Raw genomic sequence first — 14,197 nt, 5'->3', positions numbered from 1 at the left:
ATCAACAGCTGAGGAGTTAGTGTTATCCGGATGACGGAAGACCTGAACGAGACCGACACGACCGAGGCCGTGGACGTCGTCTCGCGGGTCCTGGCAAACGCGCAGTCGCGCTCGTCGGGATATTCGCGGTTCGTCGCGGGCGGAGCCCAGGCGCTGCAGAGCGCCGGAGGCGACGTCGAGCGCGACGCCGAGCAGACCAGTGACGGCGACCAGTTCGATCGTGAGGACCGCCAGGCGCTCCGGCGCGTGGCCGGCCTCTCCACCGAGCTCGAGGACGTCACCGAGGTCGAGTACCGCCAGCTGCGGCTGGAGAACGTGGTGCTGATCGGCGTCTACTCGCAGGGCTCGATCGAGGACGCGGAGAACTCGCTGCACGAGCTCGCCGCCCTGGCCGAGACCGCGGGAGCGACCGTCCTGGACGGTCTGCTCCAGCGCCGGCCGCACCCCGACCCGAGCACCTACCTGGGCAAGGGCAAGGCGGAGGAGCTCGCCGGGCTCGTCGCCGCCCTCGGCGCCGACACGGTCGTCGCCGACACCGAGCTGGCTCCGAGCCAGCGCCGCTCGCTGGAGGACGTGGTGAAGGTCAAGGTCATCGACCGCACGGCCGTCATCCTCGACATCTTCAGCCAGCACGCCACGAGCCGCGAGGGCAAGGCGCAGGTCGAGCTCGCGCAGCTCGAGTACCTGCTGCCGCGCCTGCGCGGCTGGGGCGAGTCGATGTCCCGCCAGGCCGGCGGCCAGGTCGGCGCCGGCGCCGGCATGGGCTCGCGTGGTCCGGGTGAGACGAAGATCGAGCTGGACCGCCGCCGCATCCACACCCGCATGGCGCGCCTGCGCAAGCAGATCACCGCGATGAAGCCCGCCCGGGAGGCGAAGCGCGCCAACCGCAAGCGCAACGCGGTGCCGTCGGTCGCCATCGCCGGCTACACCAACGCCGGCAAGTCCAGCCTGCTCAACCAGATGACGCACGCGGGCGTGCTCGTCGAGAACTCGCTCTTCGCGACCCTCGACGCGACCATCCGCAAGTCCGAGACTCCGGACGGGCGCGGCTACACGCTCGCCGACACCGTCGGCTTCGTGCGCGCCCTGCCGCACCAGCTGGTGGAGGCGTTCCGCTCGACCCTGGAGGAGGTCGCCGACTCGGACATCATCGTCCACGTCGTCGACGCCTCGCACCCGGACCCCGCGGGGCAGATCGCCACCGTCCGCGACGTCATCGGCGAGGTGGGCGCACGGAGCATCCCCGAGATCATCGCGTTCAACAAGTCCGATCTCGTCGACGAGGGCCAGCGGCTCGTGCTGCGCGGTCTCGCCCCCGGCGCCGTCTTCGTGTCGGCGCGCACCGGCGAGGGGATGGACGAGCTCCAGGCGAAGATCGCCGAGATCCTGCCGGAGCCGCAGATCGAGATCGATCTGCTGGTGCCGTACGACCGGGGCGACGTGGTCTCCTCGCTGCACCGCAACGGCCGGATCCTCTCGACGCAGTACGTCGAGGGCGGCACGCACGTCCACGCGCTCGTGCACGAGGACCTGGCCGGCTCGCTCGGCGAGTTCGCGGCTCCCGTCGCCGCCGTCGAGGCGTAGCGGCGGAGCCGGCACCCGCGCCTGAAGCGCCCGCGACCACGGATCACCTCCGCGGTCGCGGGCGCTTCGTCGTCACGCTGCGCGAGCTGCTCGCCGTGCCTCCCGGTGAACGCAGGAGGGGCGGACGGCTCGACGCCGTCCGCCCCTCCTGCGCGTGTGCGCCGCCGCGTCAGACGGAGCGGAGCACCGCGACGATCTTGCCGAGGACCTCGGCCTCGTCGCCGAGGATCGGCTCGAAGTTGGAGTTGCGGGGGAGCAGCCAGGTGTGGCCGTCGCGCTGGCGGAGGACCTTGACGGTCGCCTCGCCGTCGAGCATCGCGGCGACGATCTCGCCGTTCTCCGCGGTGCGCTGCGAGCGGACGACGACCCAGTCGCCGTCGCAGATGGCGGCGTCGATCATCGACTCGCCGACCACCTTGAGCATGAAGAGCTCGCCCTTGCCGACCAGCTGGCGGGGGAGCGGGAAGACCTCGTCGATCTGCTGGTCCGCCATGATCGGCACACCCGCCGCGATCCGGCCCACCAGCGGCACCATCGCCGCGTCGGCGACCGTCGCCGTCGACTCGAACGAGCCGTCGTCCTCGGTCGAGCTCGGCACGTCGATGAGGATCTCGAGCGCCCGGGGGCGGTTGGGATCGCGGCGCAGATACCCGCTCAGCTCGAGCTGGTTGAGCTGGTGGGTCACGCTGGAGAGCGAGGCGAGGCCGACGGCGTCGCCGATCTCCCGCATGCTCGGCGGATAGCCGCGGCTGGACACCGAGCGCTGGATGGCGTCGAGGATCGCGAGCTGCTTCGCGCTGAGGTTCTTCCGGCGGCGGCCCGCCGCGGGCTTCGCCGCCGCCTTCGCCTTCGGCGCCGGAGTCGTCGTCCTGGCCGCCTTCGCCCCGGCCGCCTTCGCCCCGGCCGTCTGCGCGTCGCTCACGATCGTCCCTCTCTCGGTGCGCACGCCGCGTGCGCGCCCTCTCCGTCCGCGTCGAGCACCGATGTCGGTGGTCGCTGCTGTACTGACTGCGGACTCTCGAAACTGTATCCGGCGGGGGTCCGCGTTCGAAACATTCGTTCGAGTGTGTCGCGCGATCCAGCAACGGATGCGACGCGACCGGGTCTTGCCCGGCGCGGTATTCGAAGATATATTCGGAACAGAGGTTCGGACCGGGTCCTCCCGGCCGAGGACCCGGCCCGAACCCCTGCTGAAAGGAGCGATCACCATGACCGCACAGCCCTCCACCATCGCGCAGCACCAGACCTCCGCACAGCACGTCACCGCTGCCGAGCAGCCTGGTGCGCGCACCCGCCTGCGCCTGACCCGTCGTGGCCGCGCCGTCCTCGCGACGCTCGGCGCCCTGCCCCTCGTCGCGGGCGCCTTCGTCTTCGGACTCAACGGCGGTGGAGCCGTCGCCTCGGGCGAGAGCGCCGACGTCGAGTTCCAGTACGTCACCGTCCGCGCCGGCGAGTCCCTCTGGTCCCTCGCGGAGGAGCTCGCACCGGACTCCGACCCGCGCGACGTCGTCTACGACATCCAGTCGCTCAACCAGCTGGCGAACGCCGGCCTCGAGCCCGGGCAGCGCCTCGCGATCCCGGCGCAGTACGACCTCGCGGGCTGATCGAGCGCATCGAGTGCCCCGGTACCATTCCGGGGTGACGACTCTCGACGATCTCCCCCTCCGCGACGACCTGCGCGGTCAGCAGCCCTACGGCGCTCCGCAGGCCGTCGTGCCCGTGGCCCTCAACGTCAACGAGAACACCCACCCCGTTCCCGACGACGTCATCGCCGACATCGTCGAGCGGGTGTCCGTCGCCCTCCGCACGGTGAACCGCTACCCCGATCGCGAGTTCCGGGAGCTGCGCGACTCCCTGGCCGGCTACCTCGGCCACGGTCTGACCGCCGACTCGATCTGGGCCGCCAACGGCTCGAACGAGGTGCTCCAGCACATCCTGCAGGCCTTCGGCGGCCCGGGCCGCTCGCTGCTCGGCTTCTCGCCGACCTACTCGATGTACTCGATCCTCGCCTCCGGCAGCGGCACGCGCTGGATCGGCGTCGAGCGCGAGGCCGAGTTCCGCGTGTCCGCTTCGTACGCCGCCGACGCGGTGCGCCGCGAGCGCGCCGACATCGTCTTCCTGTGCGCGCCGAACAACCCCACCGGAACGCCGCTCGACCTCGAGACGATCGCCGCCGTCTACGACGCCACCGACGGGATCGTCGTCGTCGACGAGGCCTACGCCGAGTTCGCCGGACGGGACGCGCCGACCGCCCTCAGCCTGCTCGAGGGCCGCCCGCGCCTGCTCGTCTCCCGCACGATGAGCAAGGCCTTCGCCTTCGCCGGCGTCCGCCTCGGCTACCTCGCCGCGGACCCCGCCGTCGTCGACGCCCTCCGCCTGGTGCGCCTGCCGTACCACCTCTCCGCATTGACCCAGGCGGCCGCGACCGCGGCGCTCGCCCACGCGGACGAGATGCTCGCGATGGTCGGCGAGATCATCGTCCAGCGCGATCGGATGATCGACGGACTGCGCGAGCTCGGCTACACCCCGCACGAGACCGGCAGCAACTTCGTCCTCTTCGGCGGCGTCGCCGACCCCGGAGCGATGTTCGAGGCGCTCCTCGCCCGCGGCATCCTGATCCGCGACGTCGGCATCCCGAACCACCTGCGGGTGAGCGCGGGCACCGAGGCCGAGACCACCGCCTTCCTCGAGGCGGTCGCCGCGCTGCCCGCCCCGTCGGCGGACCGCGCGGTCGCCCTGGCCCGCGAGTAGCCGCCCGGAGGGTCGGCGGCCCCCGAATACACTGGAGACCATGACCTCCTCGAGCGCCGCTCCCGGGCGCACCGCCTCCCTCCGTCGTGCCACCAGCGAGTCGAGCATCGAGCTGTCGATCGACCTCGACGGCACCGGTGTCGCGGACCTCTCCACCGGCGTGCCCTTCTTCGACCACCTGCTGACGGCGTTCGCGAAGCACTCGCTGACCGACCTGACCGTCCGCGCCACCGGCGACATCGAGATCGACATCCACCACACCGCCGAGGACATCGGCATCGTGCTCGGCACCGCGATCAAGCAGGCGCTCGGCGACAAGGCCGGCATCTCCCGCTTCGGCGACGCCCTCGTGCCGCTCGACGAGGCGCTCGTCCAGGCCGTGGTCGACATCTCCGGCCGCCCCTACCTCGTGCACGGCGGCGAGCCGGAGGGCTTCGCGCTGCACCTGATCGGCGGCCACTTCACCGGATCGATGGTGCGCCACGTCTTCGAGGCGATCGCCTTCAACGCCGGCCTGACCGTGCACGTCACCGTGCTCGGCGGGCGCGACCCGCACCACATCGCCGAGGCCGAGTTCAAGGCGTTCGCGCGGGCGTTCCGCCAGGCCAAGGCCTTCGACCCGCTGGTCGCCGGGGTGCCGTCGACGAAGGGCGCGCTGTGAGCGGCGCCCAGCCGTCCGTCGTCGTCTACGACTACGGCTCCGGCAACGTCCACTCGGCCGTCAAGGCGCTCGAGCTCGCCGGCGCCGACGTCGAGCTGACCTCCGACCGCACCCGCGCCCTCGAGGCCGACGGCCTGCTGGTCCCGGGGGTCGGCGCGTTCAGTGCGGTGATGTCGGCGCTGACCGCGGCGCGCGGTGGCGAGATCATCGAGAAGCGCCTCGCCGGCGGTCGCCCGGTGCTCGGCATCTGCGTCGGGATGCAGGTGCTCTTCGAGCGCGGCGTCGAGCGCGGCGTCGAGAGCGAGGGCCTGGGGGAGTGGCCGGGGACGGTCGACCTGCTCCCCGCCGAGGTCGTGCCGCACATGGGCTGGAACACCGTCGCGGTGCCGACCGGCTCGCGGCTGTTCGACGGCATCGAGGACGAGCGCTTCTACTTCGTGCACTCGTACGGCGCCCGGGAGTGGACGCTGGACGTCATGCCGCCGTTCCCGCGTCCGGCCGTCACCTGGGCCGACCACGGCGGCCCCTTCATCGCCGCGGTGGAGAACGGCCCGCTCTCGGCGACGCAGTTCCACCCCGAGAAGTCCGGTGCCGCGGGCCTGCGCCTGCTCTCGAATTGGCTGGGCGGGCTCCGCACGAACTAGGATCGGCCGGTGGTCGGCGGCTCCGGTGGAGCCGCGGCCGCACCAGCTCCGAGACTGAGGATGACGATGAGCGAGTTCACCAAGGCCCCGGGCCTGGTCCTTCTCCCCGCGATCGACGTGGCCGGCGGCAAGGCCGTCCGACTGACGCAGGGCGAGGCGGGCACCGAGACGAACTACGGCGACCCGATCGACGCGGCCGGCGACTGGGCCGACCAGGGCGCGGAGTGGATCCACCTCGTCGATCTCGACGCCGCCTTCGGCCGCGGTGACAACCACGGCATCATGAAGAAGGTCATCCGCCAGGTCAAGGGCGTGAACGTCGAGCTCTCCGGCGGCATCCGCGACGACCGCAGCCTGGAGTCCGCGCTCAACGCCGGGGCGAAGCGCATCAACCTCGGCACCGCCGCCCTGGAGAACCCGGAGTGGGCCGCCAGCGTCATCGCGCAGTACGGCGACCAGATCGCCGTCGGCCTCGACGTGCGCGGCACCACCCTCGCGGCCCGCGGCTGGACCAAGGAGGGCGGCGACCTCTGGCAGGTCCTCGAGCGCCTCGAGGAGGCCGGCTGCACCCGCTACGTCGTCACCGACGTCACCAAGGACGGCACCCTCAAGGGCCCGAACCTCGAGCTGCTCGAGCAGGTCATGGCGCGCACCCACCGCCCCGTCATCGCCTCGGGCGGCATCTCCAACCTCGACGACATCGCCGCGCTCCGCGACCTCGTGCCGCAGGGCCTCGAGGGCGCGATCGTCGGCAAGGCGCTCTACGCCGGAGCGTTCACGCTCGCCGAGGCGCTCGACGTCGCCTCCGAGTGACCGGGTCGCCCTCGGGTGAGGGCCGGGCGCTTCCCGCGCACCTGACCGATTCGGCAGGGACCCCGTGGGCCGGCCGCCACTTCGAGCAGAGCGCCTCGACGGACGACGACGGCAGCGCGCCCGAGGCCCTGGTCGCTGCCCTGCGCTCGTTCGGCGCCGGCGACGCGGGTCCGGAGGCGGTGGTCGACGCGCTGCGCGTCTCGCGCCTGCTCATCCCCCTGGTCGCGAAGCTCGGCGAGGAGGCCGAGGGGGTCGCCGGCCTGCGTGCCGACAAGTCGCAGGAGCTGTCGATCGTCACGGTCGCCGGTCCGGACGGCCGCACCGTGCTCCCGGTCTTCAGCGACGTCGAGGCGATGCGGCGCTGGGACCGCATCGCGCGCCCCGTCCCGGTCGACGGCCGGCGCGCGGCGCTGGCCGCAGTGGCGGAGGAGACCGAGCTGATGGTCCTCGACCCCGCCTCGCCGCACGAGTTCGCCGTCCGGCGCCCCGCGCTCTGGGCGATCGCCGAGGGCTCGCCGTGGCGGTCGAGCCCGGCCGATCCGGAGGTCCTCGCCGCGCTGCGGGCGAGCGCCGAGGGGGAGGACGCCGTCGTCTCGCTCGCCGTGCGGCCGGGCGACGCCCGTCAGCGGCTGACGGGACCGGAGCTCGTCATCGTGCTGGAGCTGCGGCCCGGCCTCGACCGCGCGGCGCTCGGCGAGCTGGTCGCGCGACTGGGCGAGCGCTGGGCCGCCGACGAGATCGTCGCCGCCCGGGTCGACTCGATGACCCTCCAGCTGGCGTCCGCTTCGACGGGCTGACCCGGGCTTAGCCGCTCAGGTGACCGGGCCGGTCCACTTCTCGCCCGGGCCCTTGCCGATCGGGTCGGCGATCGGGGAGGCCTCGCGGAAGGCGAGCTGCAGCGTCCGGAGTCCGTCGCGCAGGCTGCGCGCGTGCATGTCGCTGATGTCGGGAGCACCGGCCGTGACCAGTCCGGCCAGGGCGTTGATCAGCTTGCGCGCCTCGTCGAGGTCGACCTGCGCGCCCGGCTCGTCGGCGAGACCGCACTTCACCGCGGCGGCACTCATCAGGTGCACCGCGGCGGTCGTGATGATCTCGACCGCCGGCACCTCGGCGATGTCGCGGGTCGCCTCCACGTCGGAGTCGTCGCCGAACCGTCGGGCGTAATCGTCGTCGTGCTGAGCCATGGGTCCCTCGTTCGGTGAGTCCGGCGCTCGCGAGGACCCCGAGGCGGTGCTCGAGGGGGCACTCGCGGGGGAGGGCGAGTGGCGGGCGCCGCCCGCTGCCCTTCCGGCCGGAAGTCTGCTATGGTGATGCGGGCTCCGAGGCATGTCCTCGGTTCGAAAGTGGAGATTCTCCCACCCGCGCTTGACCGCTTCACTAGGTTACCGGGTCAGAAGCACTCCGCCTCCGGCAACGGGGGCAGGGCTGCGGTCCTCGAGACACGTCTCGGGGAGCGCGTCGTAGGGTGCAGCGCAGCGCGGTAGACGCGCTTCGCACAGGGAATCACCTCTCTCGGGATGCGCCGGACGAAGAATCCGGCCGCAGAGCAGCAACTCACCGAGATCAGAGGAGAAACGCAATCAGCGATCCCCGTACCAACGACCGAATCCGCGTCCCCGAGGTCCGCCTCGTGGGTCCCGCCGGAGAACAGGTCGGCGTCGTGAAAATCGAGGTCGCCCTGCGACTCGCGCAGGACGCAGACCTGGATCTGGTCGAGGTTGCTCCCAACTCCAAGCCTCCCGTCGCCAAGATCATGGACTACGGGAAGTTCAAGTACGAGCAGGCCCAGAAGCTCAAGGAAGCCCGTCGCAACCAGGCGAACACGATCCTCAAGGAGGTCCGTTTCCGCCTGAAGATCGACAAGCACGACTACGAGACCAAGCGCAAGCGCGCCGAGGGCTTCCTGAAGGCCGGCGACAAGGTCAAGGCCATGATCCTGTTCCGCGGTCGCGAGCAGTCCCGCCCCGAGATGGGCGTCCGGCTCCTGCAGCGCTTCGCGGAGGACGTGTCCGAGTTCGGCCAGGTCGAGTCCACCCCGACCATCGACGGTCGCAACATGGTGATGGTCATCGGCCCGCTGAAGAACAAGTCCGAGGCGAAGGCCGAGGCGAACGCCGTCCGCGCCGCTCGTCGCGAGGCCAACACCCCCGAAGAGGAATCGGCCGAGTCCGAATCCGTCTGATACTTCGCCGCCCCGTCCTCGGGGCCGGTGGACGCCCCGCTCGCGGGGCACCAGTTTCGCCCGCCGAGTGCGCGTGCGACGTCGACAAGGAGAGAACATGCCCAAGATGAAGACCCACTCGGGTGCCAAGAAGCGTTTCAAGGTCACGGGCTCCGGCAAGCTCATGAAGCAGCAGGCCGGCATGCGTCACAACCTGGAGTCGAAGTCCAGCGTCCGCACCCGCCGCCTGAACCAGGACCAGGTCCTCGCCCCGCAGGACGCCAAGGTCGCCAAGAAGCTTCTCGGCCTGTAGTCGACCACCGCGGCAGTCCGCTGCCGTCGTAGTCCTCGACAACCGACCCGGATCGTAAGGAAGAAAGAGAAATGGCAAGAGTCAAGAGGGCGGTCAACGCCCACAAGAAGCGTCGCGTCATCCTCGAGCGCGCCAAGGGCTACCGCGGCCAGCGCTCGCGTCTGTACCGCAAGGCCAAGGAGCAGGTCACCCACTCCCTCGTCTACTCGTACCGCGACCGCCGTGCGAAGAAGGGCGAGTTCCGCCGCCTCTGGATCCAGCGCATCAACGCCGCGTCCCGCGCCAACGGCCTGACCTACAACCGCTTCATCCAGGGCCTCGCCCTGGCCGGCATCCAGGTCGACCGCCGCATCCTCGCTGACCTCGCGATCACCGAGCCCGCGACCTTCACCGCCCTCGTGGCGAGCGCGAAGGCCGCACTGCCGGCCGACACCTCGGCCCCGAAGGCCGCGTAGTCCGCAGCACGTCCCCGAAGGGGGTCACGACGAGAGTTGTGGCCCCCTTCGTCGTTCCCGCAGGACCGAATTGTCGCAGGACCTCCTTCCCGCGGGTTGGCCTTCCCCGCGGGCGACGTGTCGACCGGGCCCCGCGACGGTGCGCCGATAGGCTCGCCGCATGCTCGACAACCCCCGTTCTCCCCGTGTCCGCTCCGTCGCCAAGCTCACCCGGCGTCCGGCACGGCAGGAGTCGGGGCTCTTCCTCCTCGAAGGCCCGCAGGCCATGTCCGAGGCGCTGCGCTACCGGCCCGAGCTGCTGATGGAGTCGTTCGCGACCCCCACCGCGCTCGAGCGCCACCCCGAGATCGTCGCCGCGGCTGAGGAGGCGGAGGTCGAGATCGAGTACGTGACCGAGGACGTCCTCGACTCGATGGCCGACACCGTCACGCCGCAGGGCTTCGTGGCCGTCTGCCGGCAGTTCCCGACTTCCCTCAAGGACGTCGTCGCCTCCGAGCCCCGCCTCGTCGCCGTGCTCGAGGAGGTCCGCGACCCCGGCAACCTCGGCACGATCATCCGGGCGGCCGACGCCGCGGGTGCCGACGCCGTCGTGCTGACCGGCCGCTCCGTCGACCTCTACAACCCCAAGGTCGTCCGCTCGACCACGGGCTCGCTGTTCCACCTGCCCGTCGCGGTCGGAGCCGAGCTGCCCGACGTGCTGCAGCGGCTGCGCTCCGCAGGCCTCCGCGCCGTCGCCGCCGACGTCAAGGGCGAGGGCCTGCTCGACGTGCGCGCCCGGGGCGACCTCGCGCAGCCGACGGTCTGGGTGTTCGGCAACGAGGCCCGCGGCCTCGAGGACGAGTCGCTCGAGCTGATGGACGGCGTCGTCGCCGTGCCGATCTACGGCGCCGCGGAGTCGCTCAACCTCGCCACCGCCGCCTCGGTCTGCCTCTACGAGAGCGCCTTCGCGCTCCGCTCCTGAAGTCCCGACGCGCACTCGATCTGAGACGTTTCACGCCAGAACTGAGAGAAGACCACCTCGGCATGGTATGAGGCTGGGAGCGAGCCCCGGTTGTTGCGCTCTGGTTAAGAATCCGCTCATGATTTGACCCACCCATGCCCGTGTGATTCTCTGACGGAATGGAAGCACCCTCCCAGGCCGGGCGATCGTCCGCTGCCGCCCGCGAGCCCCTCGTCGTCCTCGACGGGGTCCAGAAGCACTACGGCGAGTTCCAGGCGCTGAAGGACATCGATCTGACGATCAACCGCGGCGAGGTGGTCGTGGTGCTCGGTCCCTCCGGGTCGGGCAAGTCCACGCTCTGCCGCACGATCAACCGGCTGGAGACCATCTCCGGCGGCACGATCTCGATCGACGGTCAGACGCTGCCGGAGGAGGGCAAGGGGCTCGCCGCCCTGCGCGCCGACGTCGGCATGGTCTTCCAGTCCTTCAACCTCTTCGCGCACAAGACGATCCTCGAGAACGTCACGCTCGGGCCGATCAAGGTTCGCAAGCTCTCGCGCAAGGCCGCCGAGGCGGAGGCGCAGGCGCTGCTCGACCGCGTCGGCGTCGGGCACCAGGCGGGCAAGACGCCCGCCCAGCTCTCCGGCGGTCAGCAGCAGCGCGTGGCCATCGCCCGCGCCCTCGCGATGAAGCCGAAGGTGATGCTCTTCGACGAGCCGACCTCCGCGCTCGACCCCGAGATGATCAACGAGGTCCTCGACGTCATGGTCGGCCTCGCCGAGGAGGGGATGACGATGATCGTCGTCACCCACGAGATGGGCTTCGCGCGCAAGGCCGCGCACCGCGTCGTCTTCATGTCCGACGGCGAGATCCTCGAGGACACCGATCCCGAGTCGTTCTTCACCGCCCCCCGGACCGACCGGGCCAAGGACTTCCTCTCGAAGCTGATCACCCACTAGGTCTCCGGCGCCGCGGGCGGACCCCGCCTCGGCCGCCGTTCGACAGGTCGCCCCCCGAACCCCGGGGAGCGACCGGACATCGCCCGCTCCAGCGGGCCACACCCCAGGAAGGACGATCATGCGCACCAAGCTCATGTTCATGACCGCGGGACTCGCCGCAGCGGCCCTCACCCTCGCCGGCTGCGCCGGTGACTCCGGAACCGGCGGCGGCTCGGACTCCGGCTCCGAGGGGAGCGGAGCGGCGTACGAGGTCGCCACCGACGTCACCCTCGAGGGCAGCCCCACCTTCGACGCCATGACGGCGGATGGCCGGGTCACCATCGGCGTCAAGGAGGACCAGCCCGGTCTGGGCTACCTCGACGCCGCGACCGGGGAGCGCTCCGGCTTCGACATCGAGATCGCGAAGTGGGTCGCCGCGTCCCTCGGCTTCTCCGCCGACAAGATCGACTACCAGCCGATCCCCTCCGCCAACCGCGAGGCCTCGATCGTGAACGGCGACATCGACTACTACGTCGGCACCTACTCGATCACCGACAAGCGCAAGGAGCAGGTCGGCTTCGCCGGACCGTACTTCGAGACCGGACAGCAGCTGCTGGTCGCCGCGGACAACGACACGATCAAGGGTCCGGAGGATCTCTCGGCCGACACCACCGTGTGCTCCGCGACCGGCTCCACCCCGATCCAGAACATCCGCGCGAACTACCCCGAGGTCCCGCCCGTCGAGTTCGACACCTACTCGCAGTGCGTCGACGCCCTGGCCGACGGTCAGGTCGACGCGGTCACCACCGACGGCGCGATCCTGATCGGCTACGCGGCGCAGAAGCCCGACGAGCTCAAAGTCGTCGGCGAGCCCTTCAGCACCGAGCTCTACGGCATCGGCCTCGCGAAGGACGACACCGCACTGCGCGGCTTCATCAACGAGATGCTGACCGACGGCGGTGACACCTGGAGCGCGATCTACGACGAGACCCTCGGCCAGTCCGGCACCACGGTCGAGCAGCCCGCAGTCGACGCCTACTAGGCCGACACCCCTGAGGAGTCCCGGGGCGGCGCGTCGCGCACCGCCCCGGGACCTCCTCTGCCCCGCGCCGCACCGGCGTCCGCTTCCACCTCCCCGATGAAAGGGCACGCAGCATGGATGTTCTCCTGAACAACCTCGACGTGTTCGTCCCCGCGTTCGGCAACACCCTGCTGCTGTTCGTCGTGTCGCTCGTCTTCGATCTCCTCCTCGGCACCGTGGTCGGAGCGATGCGCGTCTCGCCCGTCCCGATCGCGCGAGCGGTCGGCACCGTCTACGTCAACACCATCCGGAACACGCCGCTGACGCTGCTGATGTTCTTCTTCGCCTTCGGGTACCCGAAGCTCGACCTGCCGGACGTCGGCTACACGAACCTCGCCATCACTGCGCTGAGCATCTACACCGCGACCTACGTCGCCGAGGTGCTCCGCTCCGGGATCAACACCGTGCCGATCGGCCAGGCCGAGGCGGCCCGCGCGATCGGCCTCGACTTCGGGCTCACGATGACCCAGGTGGTGCTGCCGCAGGCGTTCCGCTCGGTCATCCCGCCGCTGATGAGCGTGCTGATCGCCCTCCTCAAGAACACGACCGTCGCCGCCGGCTTCTCGGTCGCCGAGGCTGGGACGATCGTCCGCGTGCTCAACGAGCGCGGCGAGAACAGCCTCATCGTCGTGCTCTGGGTGGCGCTCGCCTTCGTGATCCTCGTCACCGGGCTCTCCCTCCTCCAACGCCAGCTCGAGAAGAAGTGGAGGGTCGCCCGATGAGCTCCGTCCTCTTCGACAACCCCGGACCCCGCGCGGTCGCCCGCTACCGCGTCATCGGCGCCGTCGTCCTGCTCGTCCTCGTCGCTCTGCTGGCCTTCGTGCTCTGGCGCTTCGCCGAGTCCGGGCAGTTCTCCGCGGCCAAATGGCGTGCCTTCGGCTACCCGCTGGTCTGGCAGAGCATCGGCGCGGCTCTCGGGCAGACGCTCGCCGCCTTCGCCACCGCCGGCGTCGCGAGCATCGTGCTCGGCCTGCTGCTGGCGATCGGCCGCCTCTCCGACCGCCGCTGGATCACCATTCCGGTCACGCTCTTCATCGAGCTGTTCCGCGCGATCCCGGTCCTCATCCTGATGATGCTGATGTACTACGGGCTCCCGTTCGTCGGGCTCAAGCTCACGCCGTACCTCGCCGTGGTCATCGCACTGACGCTCTACAACGGCTCCGTCTTCTCCGAGATCTTCCGCGCCGGCATCGAGGCCCTCCCGCGCGGCCAGAAGGAGGCGGGCTACGCGATCGGCCTGCGCAAGGCGGGCGTCATGCGCCTCATCCTCTTCCCGCAGGCGATCCGCTCGATGCTGCCCGTGATCATCGCCCAGCTCGTCGTCGCCCTCAAGGACACGGCGCTCGGCTCGATCATCACCTACAACGAGCTGCTCTACTACGCCCGCTACCTCGGCAACCAGCCGAGCCTGGACAGCCCGATCATCCCCGCCGCCATCGTGGTCGGCGCGATCTACATCGGCATCTGCCTGATCCTCTCCGGCATCGCCAAGTGGGTCGAGATCCGCACCAAGACCGGCGGCCGCAAGGGCGCCGGCCACCCGGCGGTCCGCGCGACGACCGACACGGCACTGATCGCCGCCCAGGACTGAACCTTTTGGTCGGGATCGCCTTCGGCGATCCCGACCGCGGTCGGCTGACGAGGCGGTCGCGTTCCGCAGAGCGTCCTGCGTCCGCCTAGCGCGAATCGCTGGCACGCGATTCGCACGTTCGCCTTGCGGGCGGTCGGCGATCTGCAGAGTTCCTGTCCGGTGTCCGCACACATGCTGGATGGTCCTATGGATGTCAAGCAGTGAGTCTGGGTGGTCGGAGGTCGGTGGCGAGGTCGTGGAAGACGCGGCGTGCGACGAAGCGCTT

Annotated in this window: 17 protein-coding genes; 15 read left to right on the top strand and 2 right to left on the bottom strand. The window is 70.6% G+C overall.

The genetic code is table 11. From position 1 onward, the window contains the following. Window positions 1-30: 30 nt before the first annotated feature. A complete protein-coding gene (gene hflX / locus EDF36_RS17250; protein ID WP_123733935.1) occupies window positions 31-1,584 on the top strand; it encodes a GTPase HflX in 1,554 nt (517 codons plus the stop codon). A gap of 169 nt (window positions 1,585-1,753) precedes the next feature. Here hflX and lexA read toward each other — a convergent pair whose 3' ends face one another. Next, window positions 1,754-2,365 carry a transcriptional repressor LexA gene (lexA, locus tag EDF36_RS17245; RefSeq protein WP_243582392.1) on the bottom strand — a complete coding sequence of 204 codons (612 nt, stop codon included), beginning with the start codon at window positions 2,363-2,365 and terminating at the stop codon, window positions 1,754-1,756. A 427-nt stretch (window positions 2,366-2,792) separates the two neighbouring features. Between lexA and EDF36_RS17240 the strand changes: the two genes are divergently transcribed. The 6 genes from EDF36_RS17240 (at window position 2,793) to EDF36_RS17215 (ending at window position 7,250) form a co-directional block, all read left to right on the top strand. Continuing rightward, window positions 2,793-3,188, top strand: a complete 396-nt coding sequence (locus tag EDF36_RS17240) for a LysM peptidoglycan-binding domain-containing protein (protein ID WP_123733934.1) — start codon at window positions 2,793-2,795, stop codon at window positions 3,186-3,188. 34 nt (window positions 3,189-3,222) lie between these two features. Then, complete coding sequence (locus EDF36_RS17235; protein ID WP_123733933.1) at window positions 3,223-4,335, top strand: histidinol-phosphate transaminase; 1,113 nt, start codon at window positions 3,223-3,225, stop codon at window positions 4,333-4,335. A 40-nt stretch (window positions 4,336-4,375) separates the two neighbouring features. Further along, complete coding sequence (gene hisB, locus EDF36_RS17230; RefSeq protein ID WP_123444522.1) at window positions 4,376-4,996, top strand: imidazoleglycerol-phosphate dehydratase HisB; 621 nt, start codon at window positions 4,376-4,378, stop codon at window positions 4,994-4,996. Further along, a complete protein-coding gene (gene hisH, locus EDF36_RS17225; RefSeq protein WP_123733932.1) occupies window positions 4,993-5,640 on the top strand; it encodes an imidazole glycerol phosphate synthase subunit HisH in 648 nt (215 codons plus the stop codon). The genes hisB and hisH overlap by 4 nt, the downstream gene beginning before the upstream one ends. A 66-nt stretch (window positions 5,641-5,706) precedes the next feature. Then, entirely contained in the window at window positions 5,707-6,453 is a 747-nt protein-coding gene (priA, locus tag EDF36_RS17220) for a bifunctional 1-(5-phosphoribosyl)-5-((5-phosphoribosylamino)methylideneamino)imidazole-4-carboxamide isomerase/phosphoribosylanthranilate isomerase PriA (protein WP_123705565.1), read from the top strand. Then, complete coding sequence (locus EDF36_RS17215; RefSeq protein WP_260300767.1) at window positions 6,450-7,250, top strand: SseB family protein; 801 nt, start codon at window positions 6,450-6,452, stop codon at window positions 7,248-7,250. Before priA ends, EDF36_RS17215 begins: the two co-directional genes overlap by 4 nt. Before the next feature lie 15 nt (window positions 7,251-7,265). Here the strand turns inward: EDF36_RS17215 and EDF36_RS17210 are convergent, their stop codons facing one another. After that, window positions 7,266-7,637, bottom strand: coding sequence for a DUF1844 domain-containing protein (locus EDF36_RS17210; protein ID WP_123444520.1), 372 nt, complete (start codon window positions 7,635-7,637; stop codon window positions 7,266-7,268). A 395-nt stretch (window positions 7,638-8,032) separates the two neighbouring features. Between EDF36_RS17210 and infC the strand changes: the two genes are divergently transcribed. The 8 genes from infC (at window position 8,033) to EDF36_RS17170 (ending at window position 13,932) form a co-directional block, all read left to right on the top strand. Beyond that, window positions 8,033-8,635 (top strand): translation initiation factor IF-3, encoded by a 603-nt coding sequence (gene infC / locus EDF36_RS17205; protein WP_123444546.1) that lies wholly within the window; start codon window positions 8,033-8,035, stop codon window positions 8,633-8,635. Window positions 8,636-8,732: 97 nt separating this feature from the next. Continuing rightward, window positions 8,733-8,927, top strand: a complete 195-nt coding sequence (gene rpmI / locus EDF36_RS17200) for a 50S ribosomal protein L35 (RefSeq protein ID WP_056042364.1) — start codon at window positions 8,733-8,735, stop codon at window positions 8,925-8,927. A 71-nt stretch (window positions 8,928-8,998) separates the two neighbouring features. After that, on the top strand, window positions 8,999-9,382 hold the full coding sequence (gene rplT, locus EDF36_RS17195; protein ID WP_123444519.1) for a 50S ribosomal protein L20: 384 nt from the start codon (window positions 8,999-9,001) through the stop codon (window positions 9,380-9,382). Between the two features lie 160 nt (window positions 9,383-9,542). Continuing rightward, window positions 9,543-10,343 carry an RNA methyltransferase gene (locus EDF36_RS17190; protein WP_123444518.1) on the top strand — a complete coding sequence of 267 codons (801 nt, stop codon included), beginning with the start codon at window positions 9,543-9,545 and terminating at the stop codon, window positions 10,341-10,343. A gap of 158 nt (window positions 10,344-10,501) precedes the next feature. Continuing rightward, window positions 10,502-11,281 (top strand): amino acid ABC transporter ATP-binding protein, encoded by a 780-nt coding sequence (locus EDF36_RS17185; protein WP_123444517.1) that lies wholly within the window; start codon window positions 10,502-10,504, stop codon window positions 11,279-11,281. 118 nt (window positions 11,282-11,399) lie between these two features. Continuing rightward, on the top strand, window positions 11,400-12,302 hold the full coding sequence (locus tag EDF36_RS17180; protein ID WP_123733931.1) for a glutamate ABC transporter substrate-binding protein: 903 nt from the start codon (window positions 11,400-11,402) through the stop codon (window positions 12,300-12,302). Window positions 12,303-12,415: 113 nt separating this feature from the next. After that, the gene (locus EDF36_RS17175; protein ID WP_123733930.1) at window positions 12,416-13,063 is read left to right on the top strand and encodes an amino acid ABC transporter permease; all 648 of its coding nucleotides are present in this window, start codon (window positions 12,416-12,418) and stop codon (window positions 13,061-13,063) included. Beyond that, on the top strand, window positions 13,060-13,932 hold the full coding sequence (locus EDF36_RS17170) for an amino acid ABC transporter permease (RefSeq protein ID WP_123733929.1): 873 nt from the start codon (window positions 13,060-13,062) through the stop codon (window positions 13,930-13,932). Before EDF36_RS17175 ends, EDF36_RS17170 begins: the two co-directional genes overlap by 4 nt. The last annotated feature ends 265 nt before the right edge of the window (window positions 13,933-14,197 follow it).

It is taken from the genome of Rathayibacter sp. PhB152, assembly GCF_003751395.1.
GTDB lineage: Bacteria > Actinomycetota > Actinomycetes > Actinomycetales > Microbacteriaceae > Rathayibacter > Rathayibacter festucae.
Note: the sequence above shows the minus strand (reverse complement) of the source record. Positions and strands in the feature narration are given on the sequence as shown.